The sequence below is a fragment of the Streptomyces sp. NPDC002896 genome (assembly GCF_040295225.1).
Taxonomy (GTDB): Bacteria; Actinomycetota; Actinomycetes; order Streptomycetales; family Streptomycetaceae; genus Streptomyces.
Window position 1 is genome coordinate 77,171 of record NZ_JBEOVA010000031.1, and the last position, 14,725, is coordinate 91,895.

Here is a 14,725-nt window from a genome sequence, read left to right on the forward strand (position 1 = left end):
CAGTCCCACTGCGCCGGCCGGTCTCCCCGCGGCGCGACGTTCACCCAAAGGTCACCGGCGGCGGTCGGCCCCGGAGCCGGAACCCCGCACAGCCATGACGAGTCCGCTTGCCCATGCCAGTCGGACGGATCGGAAATCGTGACGTCCTTCCAGTTCGGCCAGCAAACGTTTCACGGAGGACTCGTGGGCCTCTGGCCACCCGGGCTGCGGAAACAGGTCGTCGATCAGGTAAGTCCCTCCAGGGGCCACGAGTTCCAAGGCTCGTTCAAGGTGGGTGAATTTGCCCGGCCACGTATCCGCGAACACCAAGTCGAAGAGCTCCCCGTCATAGTCCTCCAGCCATTCGCCGCCGTCTCCGGCCACAAAAGTCACCCTCGGGTCAGGCCCCAACTGTTCGCGGGCAACCGCCTGGACAGCAGCGTCGAGTTCGACCGTGACCAGACGAGAGGCTCCGTCCATCCCGCTCAGGAGCCAAGCGGTGCCTTCGCCCACACCCGTGCCGAGTTCGAGAATGCGCCCACCCGGCCGGGCAGCCGCGAGTACGGCCAGCAAGCTGCCGGTTCGCTCCTCACACGACATGGTGAAGCCCGCCTCGCGCGCCGCAGCGCGCAACGCCGGCAGGGCAGTTGGGAACATGCTTGGTGTGTCGTCCATCCAGGGATGATGCAAGCGCCAAGCTTCCCACGCAACATCCATTGTTACCTCTCGGTGGCGGACCTTAGCGCCCTGTACCGCCGTCGATCTGCTCGCGCAGAATGTCAGCGTGGGCGGTGTGCCGCGCGGTCTCCTCAATTCAGTGGTCATAGGCGGTCAGTGTGCGCAGGATCGGCTGGCCGGTGTGGTCGTTGCGCCGGATGGCGGCGGCCAGCGCGAGGATTCGCTGCAGGACGCGGACGGTCACGCCGCAAGGGCGGCAGGGGCAGGCAAATGTGTCGCCCTGCGCGGGTAGCGGACCGTACAGTCGGCCGCATGAAGCTGCTCTCCGTCAATGTCGGCAAGCCTCGCCCCAACCCGTGGAAGGGCCTCAGCGCGACGGGCATCGACAAGCGGCCCGTCGATGGGCCTGTCGCTGTGATCGCCCCCGGCCCCAAGGGCACCGGTACGGTCGGTCTCGTCGGCGATCGGGTCTACGACGTGAAGCACCACGGCGGCTCCGACCAGGCCGTTTACGCCTATGCCCGCGAGGATCTCAACGGGTGGGAGGCCGAGTTGGGCAGGCCGCTTGCGAACGGCGTCTTCGGAGAGAACCTCACGACCGTCGGCCTCGACGTCAACGGCGCGCTGATCGGCGAGCGCTGGCGCATTGGGCCAGATGTCGTCCTGGAGGTGTCGTGCCCGCGGATTCCGTGCGCGACGTTCCAGGGCTGGCTGGAGCGTGACGGTTGGATCAAGCGGTTCACTCAGGCCGTGCTGCCGGGCGCGTATCTGCGTGTGATTGAGCCGGGGGAAATCCGCGCCGCCGATCCGGTGGAGATCGTGTGCCGGCCCGACCATGACGTGACCGTCGCGCTCGTCTTCCGCGCGATGACACGTGAGCCGGAACTGCTGCCGCGCCTGCTGGACGCCGACGCACTACCGGAGGAGAGCAAGCAACTTGCGCGCAGGCGTACCACCGCATAGACGATCGATTTCAGGGGCACCGGCTGCGCTCATGGGACACGGGAGCCCAAACTACGGTTGTGACGCCAGAGTTGGACTCCCTCGCGACCGCACTGTACGTGAGGACCGACGACCTGTTGAAAGCTTCGCCGCGTCTCGCTTCGTGGCGGCCTGACCTGGGGATCGCTCCGCAGCTCACCGACGCCGACGCCGAGCCGACCGCGATGATGCAGGCCATGCTCGGCTTCACCTCAGAGGCCCGATGGCTCCGCCACGCCCGCGCCCACCTGCGGCACCTCTTCCCGTACCTGCCCCAGCAGCCCGGCTACAACAAGCGGCTACGCAAGGCCGCCGAGCTGATCCGCCGGATCACCGGACGCCGGGCTGCGACACCACGCTGTGGACCGACGATGTCTGGGTGGTCTCCTCCTCCCCGGTCGACTGCGGGCGCTCCCGCGAGACCGTCGAACGCTCCGACCTGGCCGGCTGGGCCGAGTACGGCTATTGCGCCAGCCACTCACGCCACATCTGGGGCGTGCGGCTGCACCCGGGGTGCACCCTCCACGGTCTGCCGGTCGCCTTCGCCCTCACTGGGGCCAAGGCCGACGAGCGCGAGACTCTGCTGGACCTGCTCGCCGCCGAGCGGGACCTCGTAGCAGCCCGCCCCGGGCAGACGCTGATCGGCGACAAGAACTACTTCGGCAAGAGCTTCGAAGCGAAGTTGAGCGAGCTGACGAGGGGTGTTCGCGGCGAGCCGCTGATCGTCGGGCAGCAGCTCGGCCAGCAGGGTGTACTTGCCCGCGCTGCCCCACGCGTGCAGCAGGGACGAGACCGCGAGCAGCACGACGTACAGCGGCGGCGTGAGCAGCCCTGCGAGCCAGGCGAGCGGTAGGGCGCCGAGGAACACGGCGCGCACCATGGTGTCGGCGAGCAGTAGCCTCCTGGCCGGCACTCGGCGCAGTCGGCGACCGAACACCAGCGCGCCGACCAGGCCCGGCAACGTGTAGGCGGCCACTGCGCCGCCGACCCACAGCCCCGCGGTCGCCTGCGGCGCGAGCTCGATGGCGAGCCACGCCACCGCGACGAAGCTCATCCTGTCGCCGGGTACGAGACCGCGAAGCCGAGGATCAGTCGCCGGAACACGCGGGTTTGCGAGCGCCGGCCGGTAGGCGGAGGGGACGAGGCGCCGGAGCACCGACGGGACCTCGTGAAGGTGCACCTGAGCTCGAGCTCGTCGCAGCTGTCAGTCATGGCTGCGATTGCCGGGTGGCTCAGCGCAGCTCCTGGATGCGGATCAGGTTGCCAGCGGGATCGCGGAAGGCGCAGTCGCGGATGCCGTACGGCTGTTCGGTCGGCTCCTGGACGACCTCGGCGTCTCCGGCTTGCAGCCGCTCGAAGGTGCCGTCGAGGTCCCGGGTGGCCAGCAGGATCCAGCCGTAGGTGCCCTTGGCCATCATCTCGACGATGGTGCGGCGCTCGTCGTCGGTGATGCCGGGGTCGGCGGCCGGCGGCGCCAGGAGGATGGACGTGTCGGGCTGGTCGGCGGGGCCGACCGTGATCCAGCGCATCTTGCCGTTTCCGACGTCGTTGCGGACCTCGAAGCCGAGGGTGTCGCGGTAGAAGGCCAGGGCGGCGTCCGGGTCGTCGTGCGGGAGGACGCTCGTGTGAATGGTGATGTCCATGGCCGTCACGCTAGCTGCGGCTCAGTGGCCGGCGCTTCTCGATTCCTGATCGGTCTGGTCACCTGTTTCGCGACACACGACGGGATCCCCGCCGTCGCGCTCGCCGCCTGGCGCCGATAGACGCTGGGCGGCATACCGACCAGCTCGGTGAAGCGAGTGCTGAAGGTGCCCAGCGACGAGCAGCCGACCGCGAAACAGACCTCGGTGACGCTGAGGTCACCACGGCGCAGCAGCGCCATCGCGCGCTCGATGCGACGCGTCATCAGATAGGCGTACGGTGACTCACCGTAGGCGAGCCGGAACTGGCGGCTGAGGTGCCCGGCCGACATGTTCACGCCGCGGGCGAGCGCCTCGACGTCCAGCGGCTGCGCGTACTCCCGGTCGATCCGGTCGCGGACGCGGCGCAGCCGCGCGAGGTCGCGCAGGTGCTGCGCTGCGGCGGGACTGTTGGTCACCTGCACGATCGTGCCACGTCGCGTCGGAGTTGCCTAGCGCCGCTGGCGTCCCACCCCACTCCGCGTCCCTGCACCGCCGGACGTTTCTCCTGGCCATGCGTCCAGAGTCGCTCCGCAGCCGACGGTGGTCACGAACTCCTCCATACCGGGGCCGCGCGCGGCGACCACGCGAGACGGCGGCGAAGAGGGCCCGGGGGCGGTCGCCCTCACCTCGTGGAGCGTTTCGGGGCCGCCGGCGACTGGAGTCGGAAGTCTCCACCCGCACGGCAATCCCGGTCCACAGCACCGAACAGTGCTTGCCGTCATCGCGTGTACAACGGCGTTTGCCGGCACTTCCGCAGCGCAGCTCTCAATGCGCTGCGACTCGTGTCCGGGTTGAGGTCCAGATGGTCCCAGTAGTACTTCCCTTGGAACACGTCGTGCTGCTGGATGATCCAGTGGGTCTTCCGCGAGACGTAGGGCTCGAGGATGGCCGCGGCGAACTCGGCGTGATCGAACAGTGCCAGCTCATCGCCGATGTCGTGCAGGAGGGCGGCGACCACCATCTCCGCTTCGGCGCCGTCGCGCAGGGCACGGGTGGCGGCCTGCAGGCAGTGCTCGAGGCGGGTCACCTGGTAGGGCTGGTCGCTTTCGTTGTCACCCATCCGCGCGAGGGGCGCGAGGAGACGGCCCGGAAGTTCAGCGCGGTGCTCCTCGTCGTACTGAGTGGTGATCTCCCAGCCCTCTCGGGTGCTCTCGTCGATGCGGGTGAACTGTGCCTTTTCCATTTGGGGCAACTCCTTGAAATGCAGCGCCTGTTGGGCGCCGAGGGTGGTGGTCCGGCAAGGTGGATTTCCGGGGTGGTGAGTGCGGTGCGCCGCAATGCCGACGGCTGCCGCGCTTCGCGGTCTCGCCCGTTGGGGAGGGGCGGATGCCGCTCAGAGGGTGGCGGGGGAACTCGCGGCCGTGGCTGCCACTGCTTCGGCGTGCTCGTCGGAGCGGCCGGTGAGTCGGCGGCCCCACTTCTCCAGCACAGCCGTTTCGGTGGGCCGGGTGGCGAGGCTGGTGACGATGTATGCGACGAGGCTCACGGCCAGGCCGTAGTAGATGGGCTCGCTGGCGAGCGTGCCCTTGAGGACCATCAGGTTGATCACGGTCGCACCCCCCGGAGGCCATCGCGGCGAGCGCGCCTTGCTGGTTGCCGCGCCGCCGGACCAGGGCACCGAGGATGGGTACGAGCAGGCCTCCGACCAGCAGGTTGTAGGCGACGGTCAGTGCGGCGATCACATGCTCGACCAAGCCGCGGCGCCCGGGCCGCAGTCCTCCTGGAGACCCTTCGTACCTGGCTGTCCCAGTACGGCAGTTGGGACCGCACCGCCGCGGCGCTGGAGCTCCACCGCAACACGGTACGGCGACGCATGAGTCGCATCGCGGAGCTGCTCGACACCGACCTCGACGACCCGGACGTCCGCATGGAGCTCTGCTTCGCCCTCCACCGGCTGCCCGGCGAGGGCCATCCCCAGCGCGAGAACGAGAGCTGAAAACCTCTCCGACTGACCGGGTTTGGTGATGTCGCTTTGTTTTGACGGCAGTCCGGAGAAACGGACCGGGAGCAACCCCGGCACCGCACTCCGGACCTACTCAGCGGTCGGTCCGCGCTGACAGCCCTCGGCTCAGGCACTCGGTGAGGCGGGCTGCGATCGTCCCTTCGGGGTCGAGATGGGGGTTGAAGATCGTGACATCAAGGCCGACGGCTCGTTCGCCGGCGAGTGCTGTCCGCAGCACGCTCTCCAGTTCCGGCCAGGTCAGTCCTCCGGGGAGGCGGTAGTCGACGGCAGGCATGATGGCGTCATCCAGGACGTCGACGTCGAGGTGAACCCAGTACCCGGCGCTCTTGCCGCCGGTGAGTCGGCCGACCGCGTGGCGCGCTGCCGAGGCGGCGCCGGCCGCACGCACACCGTCGAGGTCGATCGCATGCAGCTGTGGCGGTAGAGGCTGCATCCCCGCCGTGGCGGACTCGGCGGAGTCGCGGAAGCCGAAAGCGACGACATCCTCGTCCCGGAGCAGGGGCCCGCGGCCTTCGAGGTCGGTGAGCAGCCGAGGGCCGCGGCCGGTGGCCAGGGCGAGTTCCATCGAGGCCGCCTCGCCGGCCGGCTCCGCCGACGGCTGGTAGAAGTCGGTGTGGCCGTCGAGGAACAGCAGGCCGTAGCGTCCGCGGCGGCGCAGGGCGAGGAGGTTGCCGATCAGGATGCTGCAGTCGCCGCCGAGGACTACGGGAAAGCGGCCGGCGTCGAGGACGCTGCCGACCAGGTCGGCCAGTCGGACGGAGTACTGCGCGATGCCGACGGGGTTGAGGATGCCGGTGTCAGCGTCCCGCATCGGGTCGTACGCCGGCGCTTCGACCCGGCCGGCCCACACCGCCCCAGGGTGGACACGCAGACCGGCATCGAGCAGAGCCGCCGGGAGGTCCTGGACGCCGGATGGCCGCAGCCCGAGCACGGACGGTGCCTCGATGATCGCCAGTTCCTGCACGTCCCACCCCTTTCGGCTGCTGAGCAGCGCCTGGCCCGGCATGCCTCTCCGGCGCCACCTGGTTGAGTACCGCCGTCACAGGCTCATAATGCCGCAAAACCGACATCACGCTGAGCCGCCTAGGGCACCACGACTTCGACGTCCTGCGCCACCTCAACCCCGGCGCCGAACCGGAACACGACGAGCACAGCCAGCGTGAGTGCGAGCGGGCGGCCCCGGCCATCGACGGCGAGGTGGATCTTGCTGGTCAACCCGCCGCGTGAACGGCCGAACCCGTGACTGCAGAGGCCCTCTTTCGCGCGCCGGAGGCGTGCTGGTGGGCGCGGACGATCGCGGAGTCGACCGAGACCAGCCAGTCGATGTCGCCGCCCGAGTCTGCCTTGACCTGGGCCGCCCGCAGCATACGGTCGAATGTGCCGTCCTTGGCTCAGCGCCGGAACCGGGTGTGCAAAGTGGCCCGGGAGCCGTACCGATCGGGCACATCCCGCCAGCCCGCCCCGGGGCGGAACTTCCACACGATCCCGTTCAGCATCATGCGGTCGTCCAGACGTGGTCGCCCCATCCCGGATCGCGGCTGCAGCGGACTGAGTAATTCCCACTCGGCATCCGACAGTTCATGGCGGCGTATCGCCCGACCGTGGTCCACCGCCCAAGGCCACCTCTGATGACAGGCCCTAGACTTCCCGGGCTGCGGAGGTGAATGACATGTCCGAGTAGCGGTCGCCTGCTACCTGGCCGGCGATCGGCTCCAGCAGCGCCAGCTCTTCGGAGGTCAGCATGATCCGGGTGGCGGCGGCGTTCTCAAGGAGGCGGCTGCGCTTGCGGGTCCCGGGGATCGGCACGACGGTCAGGCCGTGCACCTGGGCCCGATGCTGCACCCAGGCAAGGGCGATCTGCGCCGTGGTGGCGCCATGGTCGGCTGCGATCTTGTGCAGGGGCGCCAGAAGAGCGGCGTTCGCCTTGGCGTTGTCGCCAGTGAAGCGCGGCAGCAACTGTCGGAAGTCGCTGCTGGAGAGGTCTTTGCTCGCGTCGGTGAAGGCGCCGGTCAGAAAGCCCCTGCCGAGCGGCGAGTACGGCACGAAGGCGACCCCGAGCGCGGCGGCCGCGCCCACCGCGCTGCGCTCGACGTCCCGGCTGAAGACCGACCACTCCGACTGCAGGGCAGTGATCGGGTGCACGGCATGCGCCTCGCGCAGCTCGGCACCGGTGACCTCACTCAGGCCGAGGTGCTTGACCTTGCCTTCTTGTACCAGTTCGGCCATGGCACCGACAGACTCGGCGAGCGGGACGGCGGGGTCGCGGCGGTGCATGTAGTAGAGGTCGATGACCTCGACGTTCAGACGGCGCAGACTCGCCTCGACAGCCCTTTTGGTGTAGGCGGGATCGTTGCGGATAGCCCGGTAGCTCGGGTCGTCGGCACGGTACTCGATGCCGAACTTGGTGGCCAGAGTGATCTCGTCGCGGTGCGCGGCGACGAACGGGGCAAGGAACTCCTCGTTGGCACCGACGCCGTACATATCGGCGGTGTCGATGAGGGTGACGCCCGCCTCAACCGTGGCCTCCAGAGTGTCGCGGGCCGCCGCGGTGTCCGTCTGTCCGTAGGCGACGCTGATGCCCATGGCGCCGAAGCCCTGGACGCCGACGAGGGGGCCGCCGGTGCCCAGCTCGACCTTGTTGATCTGTTCGATGGTGTTGCTCATGATGGCGTTCAGGCCCCTTCCGACGCCCGGCGGGCGCCCGCATAAAAGTCGATCTTGGAGTCGAGTACGGCGAGGGTGTCCTGCAGCTCCGCGATGCGTGTGACGACCTCGCGTCGGGTCTGCTGCAGAATCTCCCGCCGTTCGTCGAAGGTGACCTCGCCCCGGCGGACCAGCTCCGCGAAGCGGACCATGTCGGCGACCGGCATCCCGGTCAGCCGCAACTTGCCCACGAAGGCGAGCCAGTCCAGGTCCCTGTTCCCGAAAAGGCGCTGGCCTGTGTGCGACCGCTCCACGTGCGGCATCAGACCGATCTGCTCGTACCAGCGCAGCGTGTGGGCCCTGAGTCCAGTGAACGCCGCGACCTCGCTGATCGTGTAGCGATCCTGGCCGTCGGGTCGCGGATGCGCCGGCCCCACGGACACACAGACGTCCACGGGCGGGGGCTTCACGGGGGTGCTGTCGATCACCGTCATGCCGTCCACGCTAGGACGTTCAAGTGCACTTGAAGCAAGTGCGCTAAGCACGGCGCCTGTTGGGCCGGCCGCGTCCGCCGGTCCGAGCGTTCTGCAGACTTCGCCAGCATGCGGTACCCCAACGGCACTGCGGGGTTGGGCTCATGCCTGGGGGATTGTTGCGTGCAGTTGTTCGGGGAAGGTGACGCCGGTGCAGCAACGGAAACGGGTCGCCGATGCCCCCGTTGGCCGCCGATCGGCTTCCGAGAACCCACTCTGACTCAAGGCCCGGACGAAGAAACCTTGATCGCGGGGACCAGGCGGAGCCTCCGGCCGGGACCGAATGAGCGTACGTTCGTACCTTCCAGAGTGTACGATCGTACGCATGTCGACGGATTACTTTGCTGACGACCCGCGCACCAACCTGGAGCGCATGCTCGCGGGCGACCTCTACATCGCCGACGACCCGGAGATCGCCCGCAGGCAGCAGCGCGCCATGCAGCTTGCCGCCCGCTACCAGACCGCCTTTCTCGAGGACCCCGGGAAGGCCCGGCCGGTCCTAGATGAACTGCTCGCCTCGGCAGGCGAGGACGTCGAGGTGCGGCCGCCGCTGTACGTCGACTACGGCAGCAACATCACCATCGGGGCCCGCACCTTCGTCAACTACAACCTGACCGCGCTCGACGTCGTCCAGATCACCATCGGCGAGGACTGCCAGATCGGCCCCAACGTCCAACTCCTCACCCCCACCCATCCCCTGGAGCCGCAGCCCCGTCGCGACAAGCTGGAGGCGGCTCGCCCCATCACCATCGGTGACAACGTCTGGCTCGGCGGAGGCGTCATCGTCTGCCCCGGCGTGACGATCGGAGACAACAGCGTCATCGGCGCCGGCGCGGTGGTCACCAAGGACATCCCCGCGAACGTTGTCGCCGTCGGCAACCCCGCCCGGCCGATCCGCAACCTCTGAGGCGCGTCACTGATGGCCACCGGACACACGGATCCGCAGCGTCGCGAGCGCATCCTCGCCGCCACCCTCGACCACATCGCCGACGAAGGCGTCGCCGGCGTATCCCACCGCAAGATCGCCACCCGCGCCGACGTGCCCCTCGGCTCGATGACGTACCACTTCACCGGCATCGACGACCTGCTCCGCGAAGCCTTCACCCGGTTCGCCGACCACATCGTGGCCGTCTTCGAGCAGCACCTGGGCCGCGCCGGCAGCCCCGAACAGGCGCGTGACGCCGTCACCAACCTCGTCCACACGCTCTCCGAGGGCCCCCGACGCAACCTCATCCTCACCCAGGAGCTCTACACCCTCTCCGCGCGACGACCGGAATACCAGGAGCTGGCCCAGGCATGGATGCGCCGCAGCCGGCAACTGCTGGAACGGCACTTCGACCCGGACACCGCCCGGCAGCTCGACGCACTCATCGAGGGACTCACCCTGCACCGAGCCCTGGATGGCGCACCCCACAGCCACGAACTGACCAGCGAAGCGGTCAAACGCATCACCACCGCCGCCTAGAAGCGGCCACCAAGCAGCCTGTGGGGGAGCGGACCTGACACCGCGCCCCCACAGGGACGGGGGTCAAGCTCGGTGACCCGTTCGAGACGAACTGGGGAGGCGTCGTGCCCCACCGGGGTCGCGCCCGCCCCGGATCCGACAGAGAAGTAACCGCGCGCAGCTCGGCGTCGAAGAATGACCGGTGCCGCCCCACCCGTCACCGCGGTGGGGCGGCACCGGTTTCTCAGGAACTGCCCGGGACGTGGTCGCTGACGCTGCTCCGCCCTCGTTCGGCCGGTTCAGTGCTGTCGAAATAGATCACCAGCGTCTGTTCCGGCTGTTCGGCCAGGTGGAAGGCGGTGTACGTGTAATCGATCGTTTTGCGTCCCGGGTGCCGTAGCCGTTTCCGTCCGCTGTGCCGGGCCTGCACCTCGTACTGGGGCCACCAGGTCTGTGCTTCCGGGCTGCCCTCGTGCAACTCTTCGATCAGCCGGGTGTACCGCGGGTCGGCGGGATGGCGTCCGGCCAGTGTGCGAAGCCGGGCGAGCAGGCCTCGCGCCTCCGGCTCCCAGTCCACCAACACGTCCCGGGCCGCGGGTTCGAGGAAGACCCAGCGGACGAAGTTCGCCGGCCGGCCGGCCTCGGTGATGAGGTTTGGAAACAGCTGGTCGGCCGCCTGGTTGTGGCTGAGGACGTCGTAGTTGCCGTCGATGATGTACGACGGGTGCGGCTGCAACAAGAGCGGGACGGCCGCCACCTCGGGAGTGAGCGGCTCGGGCGCCTCGGCTTCAGCCAGGGGCACGTGACCGGCCAGCTGGAGCAGGTGTCCGCGCTCGTGCCGGTCGAGCCGCAGGACCGAAGCGAGGGACTCGAGTACCTGTTCGGAAGCGCGGATCTCCCGCCCTTGCTCCAGGTACGTGTACCAGGTGGAGCTGATCCCGGCGAGCAGGGCGAGTTCCTCCCGCCTCAGACCCGGCGTCCGGCGGCGACCGGTCTGCGGCAGGCCGACCTCGTCCGGCGTGATGCGTTCTCTGCGGCTGCGCAGGAAAGCGCCCAGTTCCTGACGTTGATCCGGCTGTTTCGGCATGGTGTGTGGCAGTCCTGATTCCAGAATAAACACGGTCTGGATACCAGGCTAAATGCCTCGCACAGTGGATCCAAGTACAGAACGCGATGCGAGGAGGACGACATCATGTCGGGAATCGATGGCAAGGTAGTGGCGATCACGGGGGCCAGCGGCGGCATCGGCGAAGCGACCGCGCTGCTGCTCGCCGAACGCGGCGCGCGACTCGTCCTCGGCGCGCGCCGGTCCGAGCGCCTCGAGGAGCTGGTGGCCCGGATCGAGAAGGCGGGTGGCGAGGCCGTGCAGATCCGCACCGATGTGACCCGGCGGGACGACCTGCACGCCCTCGTCGCGCTGGGCGGCGAGCGCTTCGGCCGGCTCGACGTACTCGTCAGCAACGCCGGGCTCGGCACGATCTCGCCGCTCGACGATCTGCGCGTCGACGAATGGGACCAGATGGTCGACGTCAACGTGAAGGGTGTGCTGCACGGAATCGGCGCCGCGCTGCCGGTCTTCCGGGCGCAGGGCACCGGCCACTTCATCACCATCGCCTCCACGGCCGCGTTTCGCGTCGCGCCGGCCATGGCTGTCTACGCCGGAACCAAGTTCGCAGTCCGGGCCATCTGCGAAGGACTGCGCCAGGAAGCTGGCGGCTCCCTGCGAGTGACCACCGTCTCACCCGGTGTAACCGCGACCGACTTCGCCGAGGCATCAGCCAACAGCCGGATCCGTGCGGAGATCACAAAGATGCGGGACGACATCGCGATCCCGCCCGAGGCGATCGCCCGGGCCATCGCGTTCGCCATCGAACAGCCCGACACCGTCGACGTGAACGAGATCGTTGTCCGCCCCACCGCCCAGAGCTGACCTCCCCCGCGATGCGGACAACCCGCCCGCGCCCGCGGGACAGCCCAGCGGGTCACACGGCAGCACAGGCTCGCCGGCATGAGTCCGTGCTGCCCAGCGCCTCCTGTCAGCACGGTAGTTGGCACGTCTCGATGATGGCCGAATCCGCCGCGCATCAAAAGTGACCCACTTGGTGATCTTCGTCTGACTCCGGACTTGGTGGTGATCAAGGTCAGGAGGGAAGGGTGATCCTCGTGGAGGACTGGGCAGAGATCCGCCGGCTGCATCGGGCTGAGCAGATTCCGATCCGGGCGATCGCGCGGCATCTGGGCATCTCGAAGAACACGGTCAAGCGGGCCCTGGCGAGCGATCGGCCGCCGCAGTACCAGCGGCCGGCCAAGGGCTCGGCTGTCGGCGCGGTCGAAGTGCAGATCCGTGAACTGCTGCGGGAGACGCCGACGATGCCCGCGACGCTGATCGCCGAGCGGATCGGCTGGGAGTCTCCCGGCGGGTCTCGCACCAGTCCCCGACGAGCACCGCTATGTCCAATTCACTGTTGGCAGTGGCCCGCCCGGCAGCCGTGGACCCGGCAAGGATCACGGCCAGCGCATCGGGGAAACGGCCACAGGCGAGACGCCGCGCCTGGTCGACGGGATCCGTGTTGATGCCGGAATGGTTCGAGGAACCTTGATCAACGGCGACTGGGTTTCCATCGCACGGTGTGACCATTACGAACCGTGACGGATCCGAGAGCACGAGGGACGGATAGACCGGCCGAACAACGATCTCTACCGGTACCGAGTCCGGAGTTTCAGCCTGATGAGTGAGCCGGCCGAGGCGTACGGAATATTCAGCATGATCTAGCGCGGAACCCCGGGCGTGAACGACTTCGTTGGGAAAGGCGCAAAGCGGTTCTCGTGATCAGGTCATGCCGCAAGGGCGAGACGGGCGAGGTGGGAGACACGGGTCGCGCCGAGTGGGGTGCCGTGCAGCCAGGCGTCGACGCGCGCGATGTTGAGGGCGGTGGCGCAGAGAATGCTCGCCAGGTGAGTCTTGTGCCGGCCCCGGTAAGGCGTGCGTCGCAGGCGGGTGCGGCGGACGGCCTGGGAGATGGTGCCTTCCACCCCGGCTCGCGCGTCGTAGCGTTCTTTCCACGCGTCGGTTTGCTGGTCCGCGCGTCGTTGTTCCAGGATCTGTTGCTGTTCTTGGGGCAGCAGGGTCAGGCTGCGGCCCCACTTTCCGTTGGCCGCTTTGGTGCACCTCGATCTCAGCGGGCATGGCTCGCAGTCGGCGAGTGCGAAATGCACCCGGACGAGGGGGGTGCCACTGGCTTTGCGCTGCTCGCACCAGCTGACGCTGACCGCTCCCTGGGGACAGGTGACCTTCCGGGCATCCCAGTCCGTGGTGAAGGCGGCCTGGGTCAGGTCCGGTGCCTGCGCGTCGCGCCCGCTGTGGTGGGTATCCATGCCGACCGGTCCGAGCAGGTCAATGCCGTGTTCCGTTCGGGCGGCCAGGATATGGGCGGCGGTGACGTATCCCGCGTCCACCACATGCTCGCGTGGCGCCAGCTTCCGCCGGGCCAGATGCTGGTGGACGACCGCGGTGACCTCGGTGTCGTTGACGGTGGCGTTCGTGGTCTCCACGTTCGTGATGAGATGCGGGTCATCCAACTCGCAGGTCTCGCTCAGGTGGACCTTGTAGCCGCACCAGCCCGACCCGCGCTTGATGCCGAAGTGGGCGTCGGCGTCATAGGGCGAGGACAACCGATCTCTGGCCGGCGGGAGGTCCTTGCCCTCCCGCCAGTGCACCCCCTGCCCTTCCCGGTGGTACTGCTCCGCCCAGGCCCGGCGCAGGATGCGCACCGCGGGGACCTCACGCAGCCAGGCCGGGGCGGCGGCATCATCGACGGCGTCCAGGAGGTGAAACCCGTCCCGGCCGACCTGTTCGGCCCATTCCCGGCGGACGTTCTCCCCTTTCGGGAAGCGGTAGTTGTCGACCTTGGCCCCATACCGCTCCACCCACGCGGAGCTGATCAACGGCGTCAGCCAGCCGGGGGCGGCAGCGGCCAGTGCCTCCAGCGCCGCCCGGAGTGTCTCGCCGACGAACTCCATCCGGTTCAGTGTGCGCACCCCGGCCAGTACATGCGTGGAATCGGTGCGCTGCCGACCACCGGCACGCAGCAGGGCGGCGTCCGACAACCGGGCCAGCATCACCTCCAGGACCCGCTCCTCGAGTCCGTGCGCGATCAGACGGGAGCGGAAGTCTCCCAGGACGGTGAAGTCGAAGCCCGGGTCATCCAGCTCCAGCCCGAGGAGGAATTTCCAGTCCATGCGAGCCCGCACCTGGTCAGCGGCCTGTCGGTCGGACAGTCCCTCGGCATACTGCAACACCGACACCACAGCCAGGGCCCCCGGCGAGATCGCAGGCCGACCCCGGCCGGGGAAAGCCTCGGCGAAGTCCTCGTCCGTGAACAGCGGACCGAGCACCTCCCGGATCCGGATGGCCAAAGTCCCCTTGGGGAACGCGGCCCGCACCACCCGAGCCGTCAGCACCGGCACTCCGGCATCCGATCGCGACTCCAGCGACATCCTGCTTCCCCATCCCGCCAACGACCACAGCCATCAGTAAGAAGAACGACGCAACCGTGCTCGAATCACGAGTTTCCCAACGGAGTCGTGAACGCCCGGGAGGAAGCGCTTCTCTGGACTGCTCTGACGCGCAGGTTCCCACGGGTCCGCACTGTTGACCTCAGTCGGGTCGCTTCTGGTTCTCGATGTACTCCTTGATGATCGATAGCGGGGTCCCGCCGCACGAGGCTGCGAAGTATGACGGCGACCAGAAGTGCGCGCCCCACAGATACTTTCGGATGTGGTCGGGAAACTCCTGGCGGAGGCGGCGGGCGGATACGCCTTT

18 protein-coding genes and 5 pseudogenes are annotated in these 14,725 nt (G+C 68.4%); 7 read left to right on the top strand and 16 right to left on the bottom strand.

The window, feature by feature from the left end; all coding sequences use genetic code 11:
- Nucleotides 1-51: 51 nt before the first annotated feature.
- The 3 genes and pseudogenes from ABT009_RS37805 to ABT009_RS47575 all read right to left on the bottom strand — a co-directional run.
- Complete coding sequence (locus tag ABT009_RS37805) at nucleotides 52-654, bottom strand: O-methyltransferase (RefSeq protein WP_351305594.1); 603 nt, start codon at nucleotides 652-654, stop codon at nucleotides 52-54.
- Nucleotides 655-718: 64 nt separating this feature from the next.
- Nucleotides 719-793 (bottom strand): mycothiol transferase, encoded by a 75-nt coding sequence (locus ABT009_RS37810; protein WP_502990038.1) that lies wholly within the window; start codon nucleotides 791-793, stop codon nucleotides 719-721.
- Nucleotides 794-910: pseudogene (locus tag ABT009_RS47575) on the bottom strand (IS982 family transposase); the annotation flags it as partial.
- A gap of 59 nt (nucleotides 911-969) precedes the next feature.
- Between ABT009_RS47575 and ABT009_RS37815 the strand changes: the two are divergent.
- Together ABT009_RS37815 and ABT009_RS37820 are read left to right on the top strand one after the other, a co-directional pair.
- Entirely contained in the window at nucleotides 970-1,620 is a 651-nt protein-coding gene (locus tag ABT009_RS37815; protein WP_351305596.1) for an MOSC domain-containing protein, read from the top strand.
- A 59-nt stretch (nucleotides 1,621-1,679) separates the two neighbouring features.
- Nucleotides 1,680-2,377: pseudogene (locus tag ABT009_RS37820) on the top strand (transposase); the annotation flags it as partial.
- A gap of 493 nt (nucleotides 2,378-2,870) precedes the next feature.
- Here ABT009_RS37820 and ABT009_RS37825 read toward each other — a convergent pair.
- The 4 genes and pseudogenes from ABT009_RS37825 to ABT009_RS37840 form a co-directional block, all read right to left on the bottom strand.
- A complete protein-coding gene (locus ABT009_RS37825; RefSeq protein WP_351305598.1) occupies nucleotides 2,871-3,281 on the bottom strand; it encodes a VOC family protein in 411 nt (136 codons plus the stop codon).
- Nucleotides 3,282-3,286: 5 nt separating this feature from the next.
- A complete protein-coding gene (locus tag ABT009_RS37830; RefSeq protein WP_351305600.1) occupies nucleotides 3,287-3,736 on the bottom strand; it encodes a helix-turn-helix transcriptional regulator in 450 nt (149 codons plus the stop codon).
- A 302-nt stretch (nucleotides 3,737-4,038) separates the two neighbouring features.
- Nucleotides 4,039-4,503, bottom strand: a complete 465-nt coding sequence (locus tag ABT009_RS37835; RefSeq protein ID WP_351305601.1) for an HD domain-containing protein — start codon at nucleotides 4,501-4,503, stop codon at nucleotides 4,039-4,041.
- A gap of 150 nt (nucleotides 4,504-4,653) precedes the next feature.
- Nucleotides 4,654-5,002, bottom strand: a pseudogene (locus tag ABT009_RS37840) (sodium:solute symporter); the annotation flags it as partial.
- Between the two features lie 35 nt (nucleotides 5,003-5,037).
- On the opposite strand from ABT009_RS37840, the pseudogene ABT009_RS37845 reads away from it, so the two are divergent.
- Nucleotides 5,038-5,256: pseudogene (locus tag ABT009_RS37845) on the top strand (helix-turn-helix domain-containing protein); the annotation flags it as partial.
- Between the two features lie 100 nt (nucleotides 5,257-5,356).
- Here ABT009_RS37845 and ABT009_RS37850 read toward each other — a convergent pair.
- The 6 genes from ABT009_RS37850 to ABT009_RS37875 form a co-directional block, all read right to left on the bottom strand.
- Nucleotides 5,357-6,247, bottom strand: a complete 891-nt coding sequence (locus ABT009_RS37850; RefSeq protein ID WP_351305603.1) for an arginase family protein — start codon at nucleotides 6,245-6,247, stop codon at nucleotides 5,357-5,359.
- 119 nt (nucleotides 6,248-6,366) lie between these two features.
- On the bottom strand, nucleotides 6,367-6,498 hold the full coding sequence (locus ABT009_RS37855; RefSeq protein ID WP_351305605.1) for a hypothetical protein: 132 nt from the start codon (nucleotides 6,496-6,498) through the stop codon (nucleotides 6,367-6,369).
- Nucleotides 6,495-6,650, bottom strand: a complete 156-nt coding sequence (locus ABT009_RS37860) for a hypothetical protein (RefSeq protein WP_351305607.1) — start codon at nucleotides 6,648-6,650, stop codon at nucleotides 6,495-6,497. Before ABT009_RS37860 ends, ABT009_RS37855 begins: the two co-directional genes overlap by 4 nt.
- Before the next feature lie 24 nt (nucleotides 6,651-6,674).
- Nucleotides 6,675-6,893 carry a transposase gene (locus tag ABT009_RS37865; RefSeq protein ID WP_351305609.1) on the bottom strand — a complete coding sequence of 73 codons (219 nt, stop codon included), beginning with the start codon at nucleotides 6,891-6,893 and terminating at the stop codon, nucleotides 6,675-6,677.
- A 28-nt stretch (nucleotides 6,894-6,921) separates the two neighbouring features.
- Nucleotides 6,922-7,947 (bottom strand): aldo/keto reductase, encoded by a 1,026-nt coding sequence (locus ABT009_RS37870; protein ID WP_351305610.1) that lies wholly within the window; start codon nucleotides 7,945-7,947, stop codon nucleotides 6,922-6,924.
- An 8-nt stretch (nucleotides 7,948-7,955) separates the two neighbouring features.
- Complete coding sequence (locus ABT009_RS37875) at nucleotides 7,956-8,420, bottom strand: MerR family transcriptional regulator (protein ID WP_351305612.1); 465 nt, start codon at nucleotides 8,418-8,420, stop codon at nucleotides 7,956-7,958.
- Between the two features lie 364 nt (nucleotides 8,421-8,784).
- On the opposite strand from ABT009_RS37875, the gene ABT009_RS37880 reads away from it, so the two are divergent.
- A complete protein-coding gene (locus ABT009_RS37880; protein WP_351305614.1) occupies nucleotides 8,785-9,366 on the top strand; it encodes a sugar O-acetyltransferase in 582 nt (193 codons plus the stop codon).
- 12 nt (nucleotides 9,367-9,378) lie between these two features.
- The gene (locus tag ABT009_RS37885) at nucleotides 9,379-9,924 is read left to right on the top strand and encodes a TetR/AcrR family transcriptional regulator (RefSeq protein WP_351305616.1); all 546 of its coding nucleotides are present in this window, start codon (nucleotides 9,379-9,381) and stop codon (nucleotides 9,922-9,924) included.
- Nucleotides 9,925-10,147: 223 nt separating this feature from the next.
- Here the strand turns inward: ABT009_RS37885 and ABT009_RS37890 are convergent, their stop codons facing one another.
- A complete protein-coding gene (locus ABT009_RS37890; protein WP_351305618.1) occupies nucleotides 10,148-10,990 on the bottom strand; it encodes a helix-turn-helix transcriptional regulator in 843 nt (280 codons plus the stop codon).
- A gap of 105 nt (nucleotides 10,991-11,095) precedes the next feature.
- Between ABT009_RS37890 and ABT009_RS37895 the strand changes: the two genes are divergently transcribed.
- Both ABT009_RS37895 and ABT009_RS37900 read left to right on the top strand, forming a co-directional pair.
- On the top strand, nucleotides 11,096-11,833 hold the full coding sequence (locus ABT009_RS37895; protein WP_351305619.1) for an SDR family oxidoreductase: 738 nt from the start codon (nucleotides 11,096-11,098) through the stop codon (nucleotides 11,831-11,833).
- Nucleotides 11,834-12,057: 224 nt separating this feature from the next.
- Nucleotides 12,058-12,312 (top strand): annotated as a pseudogene (locus tag ABT009_RS37900) (helix-turn-helix domain-containing protein); the annotation flags it as partial.
- A gap of 426 nt (nucleotides 12,313-12,738) precedes the next feature.
- Here the strand turns inward: ABT009_RS37900 and ABT009_RS37905 are convergent.
- The gene (locus ABT009_RS37905; protein WP_351305621.1) at nucleotides 12,739-14,400 is read right to left on the bottom strand and encodes an IS1182 family transposase; all 1,662 of its coding nucleotides are present in this window, start codon (nucleotides 14,398-14,400) and stop codon (nucleotides 12,739-12,741) included.
- A gap of 160 nt (nucleotides 14,401-14,560) precedes the next feature.
- The coding region (locus tag ABT009_RS37910; protein WP_351305623.1) for a transposase at nucleotides 14,561-14,725 on the bottom strand (165 nt) is incomplete at its 5' end.

What these genes read in the sequence shown, in the direction of transcription:
- ABT009_RS37805 (WP_351305594.1), bottom strand. Translation starts at nt 654, where the DNA reads ATGGACGACACACCAAGCATGTTCCCAACTGCCCTGCCGGCGTTGCGC.
- ABT009_RS37815 (WP_351305596.1), top strand. Translation starts at nt 970, where the DNA reads ATGAAGCTGCTCTCCGTCAATGTCGGCAAGCCTCGCCCCAACCCGTGG.
- ABT009_RS37825 (WP_351305598.1), bottom strand. Translation starts at nt 3,281, where the DNA reads ATGGACATCACCATTCACACGAGCGTCCTCCCGCACGACGACCCGGAC.
- ABT009_RS37835 (WP_351305601.1), bottom strand. Translation starts at nt 4,503, where the DNA reads ATGGAAAAGGCACAGTTCACCCGCATCGACGAGAGCACCCGAGAGGGC.
- ABT009_RS37860 (WP_351305607.1), bottom strand. Translation starts at nt 6,650, where the DNA reads ATGCTGCGGGCGGCCCAGGTCAAGGCAGACTCGGGCGGCGACATCGAC.
- ABT009_RS37870 (WP_351305610.1), bottom strand. Translation starts at nt 7,947, where the DNA reads ATGAGCAACACCATCGAACAGATCAACAAGGTCGAGCTGGGCACCGGC.
- ABT009_RS37875 (WP_351305612.1), bottom strand. Translation starts at nt 8,420, where the DNA reads ATGACGGTGATCGACAGCACCCCCGTGAAGCCCCCGCCCGTGGACGTC.
- ABT009_RS37880 (WP_351305614.1), top strand. Translation starts at nt 8,785, where the DNA reads ATGTCGACGGATTACTTTGCTGACGACCCGCGCACCAACCTGGAGCGC.
- ABT009_RS37885 (WP_351305616.1), top strand. Translation starts at nt 9,379, where the DNA reads ATGGCCACCGGACACACGGATCCGCAGCGTCGCGAGCGCATCCTCGCC.
- ABT009_RS37890 (WP_351305618.1), bottom strand. Translation starts at nt 10,990, where the DNA reads ATGCCGAAACAGCCGGATCAACGTCAGGAACTGGGCGCTTTCCTGCGC.
- ABT009_RS37895 (WP_351305619.1), top strand. Translation starts at nt 11,096, where the DNA reads ATGTCGGGAATCGATGGCAAGGTAGTGGCGATCACGGGGGCCAGCGGC.
- ABT009_RS37905 (WP_351305621.1), bottom strand. Translation starts at nt 14,400, where the DNA reads ATGTCGCTGGAGTCGCGATCGGATGCCGGAGTGCCGGTGCTGACGGCT.